Genomic DNA, 16,479 nt, shown 5'->3' with positions numbered 1-16,479 from the left:
CTCACCCCCTGGCGAATCGCTCCTGCGGCCCCTTGCTCCCGATCCGTGGGACGCTCGACGGCGAGTCGGTCGCCGTCTACGCGAGCGTGCTGGCACCGGGTGACGTCGACCACCCTTCGATCTCCACCACGGTGCACCTGTTCCAGGAATGGGTTCCCAAAGCGCACGAGGTCCGGCTGACCGCCGTTGCTGGACAGCTGTTCGCCGCCGAGATCCACGCCGACTCGACGGCTGCCCACGTTGATTGGCGCAGCGACTACGACAGCCTGACGTATCGCGTCTGCGATCCGCCGGACGCGGTGGCGAGTGGGGTCCTGAGCATGCTCGACGAACTCGCCCTTCCCTACGGCGCTTCGACTTCGTCGTTTCCCCCTCCGGCGATTGGACGTTCCTTGAGGTGAACCGCAACGGGCAGTACGGGTTCATCGAGCAGGCGACCGGGCTGCCCATCACGGCCGCCATCTGCGACTACCTGGAAGGGGCCGAGCGAGGATGACCATTGCGCTCTACAGCGATGCGCAACTTCTGCGGGCGCGCATCGACTTGGCCTCGGAGATCGAGCGGGGCACTGCTGTGCTGTCGTCGCGGGTGGTCGAGGCGTTCCTCAATGTGCCCCGGCATCCGTTCGTGCCCGTGTTCTTCCGGGAGGACGGTGGTGTTCACCTCCCCTGGCGGGGAGCGGACGGTGCCTGGCTGCGCGAGGTGTACGGGGACCAGGTGCTGGTGACCGAGGTCGACGGTGTGCACGCCGAGGATGCCGGACCGGACGGGCTGCGCGGGGTGGCGACCTCCTCGTCCACCAGCCCGCCGTCTTCATGCCCCTGCGCTCCGCCGACGAGCCCGGCCCGCCGGCTCCCGAGCCGGGGGCCGGGGGGCGGACTACTGCGACCGGCTCCCGTGTCCTGGACGACCACGGGTTCTCGTTCTGGGCGGGTCTCCACCTCGGCCCCACGGTCGTCCGGTGCGGCAGCACCCTCCACGACCCGGCGGACGGCTCGGTCGCCTACGTGCAGGACGACACCGTCCTCGTCAGCGGTCCCCGTGACCTCTGGCAGCTGATCGAGGCCGCGCACAGGTCCTGGCTCGACCACAACCGCCCCCGCCGCGAATGGTTCACCGTTGAGGCGGGGCCGGAGGGACTGCTCGTCGGCTACACCGCTCCGGACGGCTCTTCGACGCGATGGAGCAGTTGAGTTCTCTCGGATCAGAGCGCAGGAAGTCGGCCCAGCCGACTTCCTGCGCTGCGGTCCTTCCTCTGCGTCGCCTCGCGCACGCCTGCGCGAGGCGACGCTTCCCCGCAATGAGGGGCTGTCCTGCCTTCGTCGGTGACAGCGCACGACCGGCACCCTGGGAGTGGACGATGGAGGCCCGCCTGAACCCCTTTGCCGGCCCGGTCATGGGGACGGTCTTCAAGTACCTCGCCGCGGCAGTTCGAGCTGATCGCGGAGTCGACCCTGCCGCGTGCGACGCAGGAGCCACCTCTCCGGCCGGCGGCGTTTGCGTACTCGCCGGTACGCACACCACCCAGCCCTTCGTCGTAGGCCTGTCGGCCAAAAACCGACCGATAAGGTGTTAATCCAACATTCATCCATGCCGCATAGCCTCCGGGGGCTAGCCTCATGCTGAACGCCATCGTCCGACCGGGAGGCGAAACCCCCGTGCAAGGCACTGTGACCACGCCAGGCGGCTCCGCCGTGGCCGGCGGGCCGGGTGAGGCCTTCCTCCTCGTCGTCGACGACGAGCCCAACATCCGCGAACTGCTCTCCGCCTCCCTGCGGTTCTCCGGTTTCCGGGTCGCCTCCGCCGCGACTGGCACCGAGGCCCTGCGGCTGATCGCCCACGAGCGTCCCGACCTCGTCGTCCTCGACGTCATGCTTCCCGACCTCGACGGCTTCACCGTCGTCGAGAAGCTGCGCGAGCAGACCAGCCGCGGCCAGATCGCCGGGCCCGCCCACGGCCACCCCGGCGACCACCTCCCGGTGCTCTTCCTCACCGCCAAGGACGGCGTCGGCGACAAGGTCCAGGGCCTCGCCGCGGGCGCCGACGACTACGTCACCAAGCCGTTCAGCCTCGAAGAGCTGATCGCCCGGATCCGCGCCATCCTGCGCCGGGCCGGCGGCCCCGCCGAGGACGGCCGGCTGATCGTCGCCGACCTCAGCCTCGACCCCGTCGCCCACGAGGTCACCCGCGGCGGCATCCCGGTCTCGCTCTCCCCGACCGAGTTCAAGCTGCTGCACTACCTGATGGCCAACGTCGGCCGGGTCGTCTCCAAGGCCCAGATCCTCGACCACGTGTGGGCCTACGACTTCGGCGGCGACCTCTCCATCGTCGAGTCCTACATCTCCTACCTGCGCCGCAAGCTCGACTCCGGCCCCGCCCACGGCCCCAAGCTGATCCACACCGTGCGCGGCATCGGCTACGCCCTGCGCCGGCCCCCGCAGGGCTGACCGGACCCGCCCGCCCGTGCCGATCCGTCCCGTGCTGCCCCGCTTCACCTCCCGGCTCTCGCTGCGTGCCCGGCTGCTCGTGCTCGTGCTCGCCCTCGTCACCACCGGTCTCGTGGTCAGCGACACCATCGTGCTCGGCACCGTCCGGGTGCAGCTGGTCGAGCAGCTCGACCAGCAGCTCCAGCGCTTCGGGCTGCCGATGTCCCACCGGTCGCCGGGCAAGCTCAGCCCGCCCGACGCCGGGGGGCGGCTGCCCGTCAACGGGCGGCGCGGGCAGGGCCTGCCCAGCCAGTACCTGGTGCAGTACCTCACCTCCGACGGCAAGGTGCAGGGCGTCATGCGCCAGCCGGTCTCCGACAGCGACCCGGCGCCCCAGCTGGCCGGCCTCGACCCGGCCGCCACCGCCCCCGACGTGCCCTTCGACCTGCCCGACCAGCGCGGTCACCGCAGCTGGCGGGTGCTCGTCCTGCCGCTCCAGCCGGCCAAGACGCCCGGCGCCGGGACGGTCGCCAGCCCCTACGCGTCGCCGCTCGTCACCCCGACCTACCTGATGGTGGCCGTCTCCCGCGAGGACATCGACGCGACCATCGGCAAGCTCCGCACCTCCTTCCTCGCCATCGGCGGCGCCGTGTTCGTCATCATCGCCGCCCTCGGCTTCTTCGCCGTCCGCACCGGGCTGCGCCCGTTGCGGCGCATCGAGGCCGGCGCGGCCCGGATCGCGGCCGGCGAGCTCTCCCACCGCATGCCCGGGCCCTCCCGCCGCACCGAGGTCGGGCGGTTGTCCATCGCGCTCAACGGGATGCTCACCCAGATCGAGGCCGCGTTCGCCGCGCGCGCCGAATCCGAGGCCCGCATGCGGCGGTTCATCGCCGACGCCTCGCACGAACTGCGCACCCCGCTGGCCGGCATCCGCGGCTTCACCGAGCTGTACCGGATGGGCGCGCTGCCCACCGAGGAGGACGTGCGGCGCACCATGACCCGGATCGAGAGCGAGGCCGTGCGCATGGGCGCCCTCGTCGAGGACCTCCTGGTGCTCGCCCGGCTCGACGAGGAACGCCCGCTCGACCTCGCCCCGATGGACCTGCGCACCCTCGCCGCCGACGCCCTGCACGACCTCACCGCCCTCGACCCGACCCGCCCGGTCGCCCTCACCGGCCCGGCCGGGACGGGCGCCCCCGGCGCGGCCCCCGTCCTCGGCGACGAGGCGCGGCTGCGCCAGGTCGTCACCAACCTGGTCGGCAACGCCGTCAAGCACACGCCGCCCGGCACCCCCGTCCGGATAGGCGTCGGCGGCGGGCCGGGCGGCGTCTGCCTCCTGGAGGTCGCCGACGCCGGCCCGGGCCTGACCGAGGACCAGGCCCTCCAGGTATTCGAGCGCTTCTACCGCGTCGACGCCTCCCGCAGCCGCCACGACGGCGGCGGCGCCGGCCTCGGCCTCGCCATCGCCACCGCCCTCACCCACGCGCACGGCGGCACGCTGACCCTCGAAACCTCCCCGGGCGCCGGCGCCACCTTCCGCGTCGAACTCCCGACGACCACGGCCTCCTGACCCCGATCGGGTGAATACGACCCGATCACCCGATCGGCGGGCAGGATCCGTGCCACGGTTCGGACCATGAACCCCGAGGCCGAGGAAAGCGTGATGAGCCCCGAAGAACGGCTCTGGGACGTCTGGAAACGCTTCAGAGTCCCGGAGCACGTCAGGGCCGAGATCATCGACGATGACGACCACGGCGGCGCGGTGACGATCCTCACCGACCCGGATGTCGAACGCCGGGCCTACAACCGTTCCGCGCGGGTCCCGTACGGCAAGGAAGCCGTGATCGAGGAGGGCCCGGCCAAGGGGTTCGTCATCGGGCCGGAGATCACCGGGGAGCGGCGTGGCTGAGGCGGGGGTGTCGTTCCGGCGGGACTTGGCCGAGTGGCGGGTGGGGCTGGTCGCGTGGCGGCTGCTGGTGTTGCAGGCGGCGCATCCGGTGGTCGGGGCGGGGATGGACGAGCACTCGACGTACCACGCGCATCCGTGGCGGCGGGTGGAGCACACGCTGGGGAGCGGGCGGCGGCTGTTCTACCAGGACGCCGACGCGCTCCGGCGCGAGGTCGCGCGGCTGGAGCGGGCGCACAAGCGGATCCGCGGGACGGACGCGGACGGGCGTGCGTACGACGCGAAGGATGCGGCGACCAGGGCGTGGGTGCTGCTGACGCTCTTCGAATCGGTCGTCACCATGCGGGAGTTGGGCGGAGATCCGTACGACCGTGGCGAACTCGACCAGGTGTATCGCGAGTTCGTCGAAGTCGTTGCCGCCTTCGGGCTTCCGGCGGGTGAACTCCCGCAGTCGGCAGCCGACTTGCCCGGATACTTCGTCAAAGTCGCCAGAGAGCGGCTGGAGTTCACCGAGTCGGCGCGCTACCTGCTGTTCGACATCCTGCGCGAGGCGCCCCGGCCGCGCCGGCTCCGGTTCCTCGGGGACGCGGGCTGGCGTGCCGTGCGGGCGGTGGTGGCCCGGGTGGTGACGGCGCTGACGATCGCCGACCTGCCGCCCGTCGTCCGGGAGCGCTTCGGCCTGGTCCGCACCCGCCGTGCCGCCCTGCTGTCCCGGCTGCTGCACCACGGCGCCGGGGGCGTCCTGCGCCGGCTGCCGGACCGCCTGCGCTACCGCTCGCCGGAGCAGCGCCCGCCGTCCCGCTGGCGCCCGACGCGGCGGGACACCCGTCGGCCCCGGCTGGACCGGTTCTTCCGCGAGGTGCTCGACCAGACCGGCGACGGCCGGCTCACGGTGCACGACCTGCGGGCGATGGCCCACAACGTGTGCTGGCAGCTGGAGCTCGACGACGCCGGCGAGGCCGCCGTCCACACGGCCTTCGAGGGCTGGTGGGAGCAGCTGCGCGAGAGCATGGACGCCGACGGCGACGGTGAGGTGAGCCGGGAGGAGTTCGTTGCCGCCACCATCGCCGGCTGCGACCGCGACCCGGCCTACCTGGAGGCCGGCCTGCTGCCCGCGCTGCGCGCCGTCTTCACCGCCGCCGACACCGACGGAAACGGTCACCTGGACGCCGACGAGTACCGCGCCGTCTTCGGCGGCCCGCGCGTCCACCCGGCCGAACTCTCCCACGGCTTCCGCCAGCTGGACACCGACGGGGACGGCCGGATCACCCTGGACGAGTTCCTGCGCGGCTTCACCGCCTTCTTCACGGCCCGCGCCCCCTCCACCCCCGGCACCTGGCTGCTCGGCCGTCCGTAGCGTCGGGAGGTAGGGCGCCCCGGAGTTCCGGGGCGCCCTTTCACGCTGTCCGCCCCGCCCCGGGGCCGGTGGGGCGGCCGTGTCAAGTGCCGGGGCGTCCAAGACGATCACCGGATCCGCCCGGGCGTTCGTTGTCGCTGCCGCTCGGGGCTCCGCAGACTGTGCGCACCGCCTTGCAGGCCTTCGCCCTGGTCAAACCCAACCCCGCGTGAGGACCCCCCGTAAGGATGATGGATACTGGCCCTTGTGAACGTGTTCACGTTCACAAGCGGACAAGCTTGCGTGGTTAGGCAGCGGTCTACGGCTAAAGAAGAAGTTTGTCCTGAATGTGCCCGAAAGGGCAGGTTGGAGAGAGGGCGACGTGGAACTGGCAATCGCTCACGAAACCATCGCCAGATGGCAATTCGGCATCACCACCGTCTACCACTTCCTCTTCGTCCCGCTCACCATCAGCCTGGCCGCCGTCGTGGCCGGACTGGAGACCGCCTGGGTGCGGACGAACAAGGAGAAGTACTTCCACGCCACGAAGTTCTGGGGGAAGCTCTTCCTGATCAACATCGCGATGGGCGTGGTCACCGGCATCGTCCAGGAGTTCCAGTTCGGGATGAACTGGTCGGACTACTCCCGGTTCGTGGGCGACGTCTTCGGGGCCCCGCTCGCGATGGAGGCGCTGATCGCCTTCTTCTTCGAGTCCACGTTCATCGGCCTGTGGATCTTCGGCTGGGACAAGCTGCCGAAGAAGATCCACTGCGCGTGCATGTGGATGGTCGCCCTCGGCACCGTGCTCTCCGCCTACTTCATCCTCGCCGCCAACTCCTGGATGCAGCACCCGGTCGGCTACGCGATCGACCCGGTCACCGGCAAGGCGCAGCTCACCGACATCACCGAGGTGCTGTTCCAGAACACCACCCTCACCGTCGTCGCGCACACCCTGACCGCCGCCTTCCTCACCGGCGCGGCCTTCATGGTCGGCATCGCCTCCTTCCACCTCTGGAAGGCCAAGCGGCTGTTTGAGAAGAGTGGAGGGGCGGAGACCGCCGACCCCAAGAAGACCGCCGTGATGCGCACGTCGCTGCGGCTCGGCCTGGTGCTGGCCGTCGTCTTCGGCCTGGGCACCGCGATCAGCGGCGACTCGCTGGGCAAGGTGATGTTCGAGCAGCAGCCGATGAAGATGGCCGCCGCCGAGGCGCTGTGGGACACCCAGTCGCCGGCGCCGTTCTCGGTCTTCGCGATCGGTGACGTCAGCAAGGGCCACAACTCGGTCGAGCTGGAGATCCCGGGGATACTCTCCTTCCTCGCGCACAGCGACTTCAGCTCCTCCGTCCCCGGCATCAACGACACCGCGGCCGCCGAGGCCGCCAAGTACGGCGGCGATCCGAAGGACTACATCCCGAGCATCTTCATGACCTTCTGGGGCTTCCGCCTCATGATCGGCTTCGGGATGACCTCCTTCGCGGCCGGTCTGGTCGGACTCTGGACCACCCGGCGCAAGCTCTTCCTGCACCCCGAGTTCCGCACCGGCGACACCGAGGTGCCGCGGCTGATGCTCACCCCGAAGCGCGAACTGGGCCCGCTGCTGACCAAGTGGAGCTGGCGGATCGGCATCCTGACCATGGGCTTCCCGCTGATCGCCAACAGCTTCGGCTGGATCTTCACCGAGATGGGCCGCCAGCCCTGGGCCGTGTTCGGCCTGATGACCACGGCCAGTGCGGTCTCCCCCAACGTGGGCGTCGGCACCCAGATCGGGGCCCTGGTCACCTTCACCACGCTGTACGCGATCCTCGCCGTCATCGAGGTCCGGCTGCTGGTCAAGTACGCCAAGGCCGGTCCGGTGGTGTCCGAGCAGCCGCCGACCGTGGACCCGTCCCTGCGCGGACCGTCCGCGGACGAGGACGCCGACAAGCCGCTCGCGTTCGCCTACTGAGCACCACAGGGGATCTGACATGCAACTCCACGACGTCTGGTTCGTCCTGATCGCCGTCCTGTGGATCGGCTACTTCTTCCTGGAGGGCTTCGACTTCGGGATCGGCGTGCTCACCAAGCCGCTGGCCAGGACCACCGCCGAGCGGCGGGTGCTGATCAACACGATCGGCCCGGTGTGGGACGGCAACGAGGTCTGGCTGCTGACCGCAGGCGGCGCGACCTTCGCGGCCTTCCCCGACTGGTACGCGACGCTGTTCAGCGGCTTCTACATCCCGCTGCTGGCCATCCTGGTCTGCCTGATCGTGCGCGGCGTGGCCTTCGAGTACCGGGCCAAGCGCGACGGCGAGTGCTGGCAGCGGAACTGGGAGGAGGCCATCTTCTGGACCTCGCTGATCCCGGCCTTCCTGTGGGGCGTGGCCTTCGCCAACATCGTGCGCGGCGTGGACATCGACGCGCAGAAGAACTACGTCGGCACCCTCTGGGACCTCCTCAACCCGTACGCGCTGCTCGGCGGCCTGGTGACGCTCGGCCTCTTCACCTTCCACGGCGCGGTGTTCGCCGCGCTGAAGACGGTCGGCGAGATCCGGCTGCGGGCGCGCCGGGCCGCGCTCCTGGCCGGGACGGTGACTGCGGTGCTGGCCCTCGCCTTCCTGTCTTGGACCCAGGCCGACAGCGGCAACGGCCGGAGCCTGGTGGCCCTGGTGGTCGCCGTGGCGGCCTTGGCCGGCTCCCTGGTCGCCAACCAACGCGGCCGCGAGGGCTGGGCGTTCATCCTCTCGGGGGCGACGATCGTGGCGGCGGTGGCGATGCTGTTCCTGGCGCTCTTCCCGAACGTCATGCCGTCGACGCTGCACCCCGAGTGGAGCCTGACCGTCACCAACGCCGCGTCCTCGCCGTACACGCTGAAGCTGATGACGATCGTCGCGGCCGTGTTCACCCCGCTCGTGCTGCTCTACCAGGGCTGGACGTACTGGGTGTTCCGCAAGCGCATCGGCGTCCAGCACATCCCGGCCGGGCACTGACATGAAGCCGGTCGACCCGCGACTGCTCGGGCACGCCCGCACCACCCGGGCCTTCCTCGCCGGATCCGTGCTCCTCGGCGCGGCGGGCGCCGTCCTGGTGGTCGCGCAGGCGAGCCTGCTCGCCGAGATCGTCGTGCGCGGCTTCCGGCACGGGGCGACGCCCGGCGAGCTCACCACCCCGCTGGTGCTGCTCGCGCTGACCGCCGTCGGGCGGGGGCTGGTCGGCTGGCTCACCGAGCTCACCGCGCACCGGTCCGTCGCCCGGGTGAAGTCCACCCTGCGGCGCCGGCTGCTCGACCACGCCACCGCGCTCGGCCCGGCCTACCTGGCGGGCCGGCGCACCGGCGAGCTCACCACCCTCGCGACCCGCGGCGTCGACGCCCTCGACGACTACTTCGCGCGCTACCTCCCGCAGTTGGCGCTCGCGGTGGCCGTGCCGGCGATCGTGCTGCTGCGGATCGCGGGGGCCGACCTCACCTCGGCCGCGATCATCGCCGGGACGCTGCCGCTGATCCCGCTGTTCATGGTGCTGATCGGGATGGCCACCCAGTCCCGGATGGACCGGCAGTGGCAGACCCTGGCCCGGCTCTCGCACCACTTCCTCGACGTGGTGGCCGGCCTGCCCACCCTCAAGGTGTTCAACCGGGCGCGGGCACAGGCCGCCACGATCGCCCGCATCACCGCCGACTACCGCCGGGCGACCCTGCGCACCCTGCGGATCGCGTTCATCTCCTCGTTCGCGCTGGAACTGCTCTCCACGCTGTCGGTCGCGCTGGTCGCGGTGTCCATCGGGTTCCGGCTGGTGGACGGCACGCTCGACCTGGAGACGGGGCTGCTGGTCCTCATCCTCGCCCCCGAGGTGTACTTCCCGATCCGCCAGGTCGGCGCGCTCTACCACTCCAGCGTGGAGGGGCTGACGGCGGCGGACGAGATCTTCGAGGTGCTGGAGACGCCGCTGCCCGCCGCCGGGGTCGTCCCGGCCCCCGCGCTCGCCGGCGCGACGGTGACGGCGGACGGCCTGGTCGTGCGGCACCCCGGGCGGACGGAGCCCGCGCTGGACGGCGCCGGGCTGACGCTGCGTCAGGGCGCCACCGTCGCCCTGACCGGACCGAGCGGGGCCGGCAAGTCCACCCTGGTGTCCGTCCTGCTCGGCCTGACCGCGCCGGACGCCGGCACCGTCCGGATCACCGCCGCCGACGGCCGCGCGTACGACCTGGCCGAGCTCGACCCGGCCACCTGGCAGCGGCAGATCGCCTGGGTGCCGCAGCACCCGCACCTGTTCGCCGGGACGGTCGCCGAGAACCTGCGCCTGCACCGGCCGCAGGCGAGCGACGACGAGCTGTGGACGGCGCTGCGCTCCGCCCACGCGCTGGACTTCGTGACGGACCTGGACGCCGTCCTCGGCGAGGACGGCGCCGGGCTCTCCGCCGGGCAGCGGCAGCGGATCGCGCTCGCCCGCGTGCTGCTCGCCGACGACCGCCCGCTGGTGCTGCTCGACGAGCCGACCGCCAACCTGGACGGCGCCTCCGAGGCGGCCGTCGTGGAGGCCGTCCGGGCGCTCGCCGAGGACCCGGCGCGCACGGTCCTGGTGGTCGCCCACCGGCCGGCGCTGCTGGCCGTCGCGGACGAGCGGGTGCGGCTGGCGGGCGCCGCCGCTCCGGCCGCCGCCGCGGTCGAGCTCCTGCCCCACAGCGGACGCCCGGTGGCCGCGACCGCCGTCGAGGACGAGACCCCGGCCGGCACCGCCGCGCCCCGGCTCGCGCTGTCGATCCTGCTCGGCGCGCTCGCCCTCGGCTGCGCCGTCGCCCTCATGGCCACGTCGGGCTACCTCATCTCGTACGCCTCCGAGATGCCGCCGGTGCTCTACCTGATGATGGCCGTCACCTCCGTCCGCGCGTTCGGCATCGGCCGCAGCGTCTTCCGGTACGCCGAACGGCTCGTCTCGCACGACGCCGTGCTGCGCACCCTCGGCACGCTGCGCGCCGCCGTCTACCGGCGGCTCACCGCGCTCGCCCCGGCCGCACTGCCCGCGTTCCGGCGCGGCGACCTGCTCTCCCGGCTGGTCGCCGACGTCGACGCGATCCAGGACCACTACCTGCGCTGGCGGCTGCCGGCCGCCGTCGCCGGCGTCGTGTCGCTCGCCGCGGCCGTCGCGATGGGCGCCTTCCTGCCCGCCGCCGGTGTCGTCCTCGGCGTCGGGCTGCTGCTCGCGGGCGCCGTGGTGCCCGCGCTGGCCGCCCGCTGGTCGGCCGGTGCCGAGCGGCGGCAGGCCCCGGCGCGGGGACGGCTCACCACCGCCGTCGTCGACGCCTTCTCCGGCACCGCCGAACTCACCGTCGCCGGTGCGCTGCCCGGCCGGCTCGCCGCCGTCCGCAGCGCCGACGCGGCGCTGACCGGGCTGGCCGCCCGCTCGGCCGCCACCACCGCGCTCGGCACCGGGCTGATCACGCTGCTCGCCGGGCTGACGGTGACCGCCGCCGCGGCCGTCGGCCTGCGCGGTGTGCACACCGGGGCGCTGGCGCCGGTCTGCCTGGCCGTCGTCGTGCTCACCCCGCTCGCCGCGTTCGAGGCCGTCACCGGGATGCCGCTCGCCGTCCAGGCCCGCCAGCGCAGCCGCGCCGCGCGGGCCCGGCTGGACGAAGTGCTGGACGCGGAGCCCGCGGTCACCGAGCCGGTCGAGGCGGCGGCGCTGCCCGCGCAGCCGCTGCCGATCGCCGTGCGCGGCCTGGCGGTCCGCTACCCCGGACGGGCCGAGGACGCCCTGTCCGGGGTGGACCTCGATCTCGCGCCCGGGCGCCGGATCGCCGTCGTCGGCCCGTCCGGCTCCGGCAAGACCACGCTCGCCCAGGCGCTGCTGCGCTTCCTGGAGCCGGCTGCGGGCGGCGTCACCTTCGCCGCCGGCCGTCCACAGGCTGTGGACAGCCGTGCGCTCCCGGGCGACGACGTCCGCCGGGTGATCGGCCTCTGCGCGCAGGACGCCCACGTCTTCGACAGCTCGCTCCGGGAGAACCTGCGCCTCGCCCGGCCGGGCGCCGACGAGGACGAACTGCGCGCCGCCCTGGCCGGCGCCCGGCTGCTCGACTGGACGGACGGCCTGCCGGACGGCCTCGACACCATGGTCGGCGAGCACGGCGCCCGCCTCTCCGGCGGCCAGCGCCGGCGCCTCGCGCTCGCCCGGGCCCTGCTCGCCGACTTCCCGGTGCTCGTCCTCGACGAGCCCGCCGAACACCTCGACCTGCCCACCGCCGACGCGCTCACCGCCGACCTGCTCGCCGCCACCGCCGGCCGCACCACCGTCCTGATCACCCACCGGCTGGCCGGGCTGGACGACGACACCGTGGACGAGGTGCTGGTGCTGGACGGCGGCCGGGTGGCCGAGCGGGGCCGCTGGTCGGAGCTGCTCGCGGACGGCGACGGGCGGCTGCACGCGATGTGGCGGCGGGAGCGGGAGGCGGACGGCCTGCTGGAGGCGGACGGCCCGCTGGTGGCCCGGTAGCCGCTCCGTCGCGCCGTCCTTCGGATGAAAACCGTACAAACTAGGCTCATCTTCATGGACCCCACGCCAGACCTCCCCGCCGCCGCCCCGGAGCCCACCCCCCACCGGGTGCCCGAGATCGCCTCGCTCGGCCTGGACACCCTGGTCACCGAGGTCGCGGAACGCCTCCAGTCGGCCGCCGCCGTCACCGACCGGATGCAGCGGCTGCTGGAGGCCGTCGTCTCCATCGGCGCCGGACTCGACCTGCACGCCACCCTGCACCGCATCGCCACCGGCGCCGCCGAACTCGTCGACGCCCGGTACGCGGCCCTCGGCGTGATCGCCCCCGGCGGGCACGGCCTGGCCGACTTCATCCACGTCGGCATCGACGACGCGACCGCCGCCGAGATCGGCGAACTGCCCGCCGGGCGCGGCATCCTCGGCGCGCTCATCGACCGCCCCGAACCGCTGCGCCTGGCCGACCTCGGCAGCGACCCGCGCTCCTCCGGGTTCCCGCCGCACCACCCGCAGATGAAGACCTTCCTCGGCGAGCCGATCCGGGTCCGCGACGAGGTGTTCGGCAACCTCTACCTGACGGAGAAGAAGGGCGGCGGCGCCTTCACCCCCGAGGACGAGCAGGTGGTGAACGCGCTCGCCGCCGCGGCCGGCGTCGCCATCGAGAACTCCCGCCTGTACGAGGAGGGCCGGCGCCGCGAGCGCTGGATCGCCGGCGCCGCCGCCGTCACCACGGCGCTGCTCTCCACCGACGAGGCCGAGGTCGCGCTGACCGTCGCCGCCGAGCAGGTGCGGGAGCTGGCGGACGCCTCGCTCGGCATGATCCTGCTGCCGACCGCCGCCGACGGCGAGGACGTCTCCCAGATGCGCGTCGCCCACGCGTCCGGCGAGGCGGCCGAGTTCGTCCGCGGCGAGCTGCTGCCCAAGGACAGCTTCGCCACCCGGCTGCTCGCCGGCGAGAGCGTGTACCTCGACGACATGTCGAGCGACCCGACCGTGGTCATCCGGCTCGCCCGCAGCTTCGGCCCGTCCATGGCCGTCCCGATGGTCGCCGCCGGCCGGGTCCTCGGCGGGCTCTGCGTCTGGCGTGCGCGCGGCGCGCTGCCCTTCACCGACAGCGAGAAGCAGCTCGCCGAGACCTTCGCCTCGCAGGCCGCGCTCGCCCTGCGGCTCGCCGAGGGCCAGCGCGACCAGCAGCGCCTCGCCGTCTTCCAGGACCGCGACCGGATCGCCCGCGACCTGCACGACCTCGTGATCCAGCGGCTGTTCGCCACCGGGATGATCCTGGAGAGCGCCGCCCGCCGCTCCGTCGTGCCCGAGGTGAAGGTCGGCATCGGCAAGGCCGTCGACGAACTCGACGCCACCATCCAGGAGGTCCGCACCACCATCTACGCGCTCCAGCACGACAACCACGGCGACGTCCCCGACACCCTGCGCACCCGGGTCCTGCGCGAGGCCAGCCAGGCCGCGGCGGCGCTCGGCTTCAAGCCCGCGGTGAGCTTCGTCGGGCCGGTGGAGAGCCTCGTCGGCGACAAGACCGGGCGTCAACTGCTGGCCGCACTGCGGGAGATGCTCTCCAACACGGCCCGCCACGCCCGGGCCTCCCGGGTCGGCGTGGAGATCGACGCCACCGTCCACCTCGACGACGCCGGGCACCCGGTCGGCGGCGACCCGGAGTCGCTCGACCGCGGCGGCCGGCCCGGCGTGCTGCTCACCGTCACCGACGACGGCGTCGGCATCCCCGCGGGCGGCCGGCGCAGCGGCCTGCTCAACCTCACCCGCCGCGCCGAGGCCCTCGGTGGCGACGCGTGGCACGAGGGCGGCCCGTACGGGAAGGGCACGAGGGTCTGCTGGACGTCCCGGCTCTGAGCGTCGAAGCGGGCCCGGAACACGAACGGTTCGGGGACGACGGGGGGAGGCCCGGTGGTGGATTGGTGAAAGCTGAACAAGGGAGAACTTCCCGACCAACGGCGTAAGTTGTCGGCGTCCGCCCCTTCCGGCGTGTCCGTGTGCACACATAGCTTTGCTCCGTCTCGGAGGGGAACCGGACGGGGGGAGCAGTGGACGCGTCGGGCCGTGGTCACGCCGCAGCAGGACCAGCGAGCCGAGGGGGGTTCCGCACCGAGCGGGCGCCGGACGGGCGCTACCGCTGGCAGCTCAAGGCGCCGAACGGGCGGGTGGTCGCCATCACCCCGGCCGCGTTCGAGACGGTCGGCGAGGCCGAGCGCGGCTTCGACGGGCTGCGCGCCGGCGCCGCCGAACTCACCGCGCGCATCACCCACGTCCGGGACGGCATCGGATGGATCTGGGTCGTCCCCGGCTCCCGCAGCCTCCCCGAGGTGCGCTCCAGCCGGGCCTACGAGCGGTACGCCACCTGCCAGAACGCGTTCCGCCGCTTCGTCGTGCTGCTCGCCAAGCAGCCGGCGCGTGAGTTGTCGGCGCGCGAGTTCTCGGCGCGCGAGTTGCCCGGGCGTGAGCCGCCCACAGGGGAACTGCCTGGGCGTGAACTGCCTGGGCGTGAACTGCCGGGGCGGACCGCGTCACTGAGACGCACCGATGGCCGCTGAGCGGCGCGGTCCCCGGCTGCTCGTCGTGCCGGCGGCCGACCGCTGCGTCGGCTGGGCGCTGCGCGCGGCCAACGGGCGGCCGCTCGGCGTGGGCGTCCGGACGTACCGCAACGAGGACGAACTCGCCGACGCCGTAAGAGAACTGCTGATCGAGAGAGCGGTGCTGCGGTGCTCGGTCGGACAGTCCGAGGGGCGCCAGTGGGTCTGGGCCGCCTACCTGCCGGTGCGCACCACCCGGCCGGGGGCGGCCGATTCCGTTCCGGTGGCGCGCAGCGCGCGCGGGTACCTGCGGCGCGACCAGTGCCAGGCGGGGATCGACGGGTTCCTGGCCGGACTCCACCGGCTGGGGCAGGAGGTGCGGCGGTCGGGGCCGGACGGCATCTGGTCGCTGTAGCGCGCCGTCCGTCCGTGCTGTTCCGGTGAAGCGCAGGTATCCGGCAACCCCCCGAGCCGCCACCTGGAGAAGAACGTCCAGGCCCGCTGAGCTGCTTGTTTCCGCACTGTTGCGGACCGGCTGACCAGTCGCTAAACCTCGCCGAACCGACGAATCGACATTCTGGGGCCGGTCTCGACCACCCTTCCGGCGCAACCGCCCCGGCGGACAGGATCTGCACTGCCGGACGGGCCGCAGCGGAGGCGGCCACCGGCCCCGAACTCCCCCCGGGAGTACGGGATTCACGCGATGGACGTCTCTCCCACCGGAGGAAGAGGAACATGCGTAAGACCGCTGCCAAGCTGCTCACCGCCGCCGCCCTGGCGACCTCGGTCGCCACCGTCTTCAGCGGCACCGCGGTGGCCGACCCGGCCGCCGGTGTCACCCCGGCCGCCCAGGACATCGTGGGTGCCGGCTCGGACACCACCCAGGCCGTGCTGAACCAGCTCTCCACCGCCTACAACGCGACGCTGACGGACCCGAACGCGCCGCGGCTGTACAGCTGGGACGCGATCGGCTCCTCGCCGATCACCCCCAAGACCGGTGCCGGCACGATCACCCGCCCGAACGGCTCCGGCGCCGGCATCAACGCGCTGAACGCCAACACCAGCACGACCCTCGACTTCGCCCGCTCCTCGCGCGGCCCGGTCAGCGGCTCGACCGGCGACCCGGCCACCGACGACTTCGTCGCGATGGCCAAGGACGCGGTGGCCTGGGCGGCCCCGAACAACGGCCACGCCCCGGCGAACCTGACCACGCAGAACCTCAAGGACATCTACACCTGCAACGTCACCAACTGGACCCAGATCGACCCCACGCTGACCAACGCGACCATCAAGCCGTTCCTGCCGCAGAAGGACTCCGGCACCCGGGCCTTCTTCCTGAAGGCGATCGGCAGCGGCACCTCGGTCACCCCGGGCAGCTGCGTCATCCAGGGCACCCAGGAGAACCAGGGCAGCGACCCGGCCCTCGCCGACCTCGACGCCGTGGTCCCCTACTCCGTGGCCCACTACATCGGCCAGGTCTACTTCAACCAGGGCAGCGGCGCCGACGTCCAGGGCCCGCTGACCATCCGTTCGGTCGACGGCACCGCGCCGGTCGACGTCCCGAACCAGAAGATCAGCGACGCCTTCGCCGCCTCCTCCTACGCGCGCGTGGTCTACAACGTCATCCGTGACGCCGAGTGGACCGGCTCGGACGCGCACGCCACCGCGCTGCAGAACATCTTCGGCAACGGCGGCTTCATCTGCAGCAGCGCCGGTGCGACCGTCCTGCAGAGCTACGGCTTCCTGCCGCTGCAGGGCTTCGACTGCGGCAGCTCCATCCACTCCTGACCAACCCCGCACCATCCGGCG

General features: G+C 72.6%; 13 protein-coding genes. All 13 read left to right on the top strand.

The window, feature by feature from the left end:
* Nucleotides 1-32 precede the first annotated feature (32 nt).
* The 13 genes from ACFVSN_RS15230 (at nucleotide 33) to ACFVSN_RS15170 (ending at nucleotide 16,458) form a co-directional block, all read left to right on the top strand.
* Entirely contained in the window at nucleotides 33-401 is a 369-nt protein-coding gene (locus ACFVSN_RS15230; protein ID WP_387955394.1) for a hypothetical protein, read from the top strand.
* Nucleotides 402-815: 414 nt separating this feature from the next.
* Complete coding sequence (locus tag ACFVSN_RS15225; protein WP_387955392.1) at nucleotides 816-1,193, top strand: hypothetical protein; 378 nt, start codon at nucleotides 816-818, stop codon at nucleotides 1,191-1,193.
* Nucleotides 1,194-1,619: 426 nt separating this feature from the next.
* On the top strand, nucleotides 1,620-2,447 hold the full coding sequence (locus ACFVSN_RS15220) for a response regulator transcription factor (protein WP_380439654.1): 828 nt from the start codon (nucleotides 1,620-1,622) through the stop codon (nucleotides 2,445-2,447).
* Between the two features lie 16 nt (nucleotides 2,448-2,463).
* Nucleotides 2,464-3,996, top strand: coding sequence for a sensor histidine kinase (locus ACFVSN_RS15215; protein ID WP_380497481.1), 1,533 nt, complete (start codon nucleotides 2,464-2,466; stop codon nucleotides 3,994-3,996).
* Between the two features lie 66 nt (nucleotides 3,997-4,062).
* Nucleotides 4,063-4,335 carry a hypothetical protein gene (locus tag ACFVSN_RS15210; protein WP_380439650.1) on the top strand — a complete coding sequence of 91 codons (273 nt, stop codon included), beginning with the start codon at nucleotides 4,063-4,065 and terminating at the stop codon, nucleotides 4,333-4,335.
* A complete protein-coding gene (locus ACFVSN_RS15205; protein WP_387955390.1) occupies nucleotides 4,328-5,689 on the top strand; it encodes an oxygenase MpaB family protein in 1,362 nt (453 codons plus the stop codon). Before ACFVSN_RS15210 ends, ACFVSN_RS15205 begins: the two co-directional genes overlap by 8 nt.
* Nucleotides 5,690-6,050: 361 nt before the next feature.
* Entirely contained in the window at nucleotides 6,051-7,613 is a 1,563-nt protein-coding gene (locus tag ACFVSN_RS15200; protein ID WP_380439646.1) for a cytochrome ubiquinol oxidase subunit I, read from the top strand.
* 19 nt (nucleotides 7,614-7,632) lie between these two features.
* Nucleotides 7,633-8,634 (top strand): cytochrome d ubiquinol oxidase subunit II, encoded by a 1,002-nt coding sequence (gene cydB, locus ACFVSN_RS15195; protein WP_387955388.1) that lies wholly within the window; start codon nucleotides 7,633-7,635, stop codon nucleotides 8,632-8,634.
* 1 nt (nucleotide 8,635) lies between these two features.
* Nucleotides 8,636-12,130 carry a thiol reductant ABC exporter subunit CydD gene (gene cydD, locus ACFVSN_RS15190; protein WP_387955386.1) on the top strand — a complete coding sequence of 1,165 codons (3,495 nt, stop codon included), beginning with the start codon at nucleotides 8,636-8,638 and terminating at the stop codon, nucleotides 12,128-12,130.
* Nucleotides 12,131-12,184: 54 nt separating this feature from the next.
* Nucleotides 12,185-13,993 (top strand): GAF domain-containing protein, encoded by a 1,809-nt coding sequence (locus ACFVSN_RS15185; RefSeq protein ID WP_380439639.1) that lies wholly within the window; start codon nucleotides 12,185-12,187, stop codon nucleotides 13,991-13,993.
* A gap of 191 nt (nucleotides 13,994-14,184) precedes the next feature.
* Nucleotides 14,185-14,691, top strand: coding sequence for a hypothetical protein (locus tag ACFVSN_RS15180; protein ID WP_387595520.1), 507 nt, complete (start codon nucleotides 14,185-14,187; stop codon nucleotides 14,689-14,691).
* Nucleotides 14,681-15,085: a hypothetical protein gene (locus ACFVSN_RS15175; RefSeq protein WP_380439635.1), complete on the top strand. Its 405-nt coding sequence runs from the start codon at nucleotides 14,681-14,683 to the stop codon at nucleotides 15,083-15,085. Before ACFVSN_RS15180 ends, ACFVSN_RS15175 begins: the two co-directional genes overlap by 11 nt.
* A 320-nt stretch (nucleotides 15,086-15,405) precedes the next feature.
* On the top strand, nucleotides 15,406-16,458 hold the full coding sequence (locus tag ACFVSN_RS15170) for a PstS family phosphate ABC transporter substrate-binding protein (RefSeq protein WP_380439633.1): 1,053 nt from the start codon (nucleotides 15,406-15,408) through the stop codon (nucleotides 16,456-16,458).
* Nucleotides 16,459-16,479: the final 21 nt, after the last annotated feature.

This window comes from Kitasatospora sp. NPDC057904 (genome assembly GCF_042887925.1).
Taxonomy (GTDB): domain Bacteria; phylum Actinomycetota; class Actinomycetes; order Streptomycetales; family Streptomycetaceae; genus Kitasatospora.
Note: the sequence above shows the minus strand (reverse complement) of the source record. Positions and strands in the feature narration are given on the sequence as shown.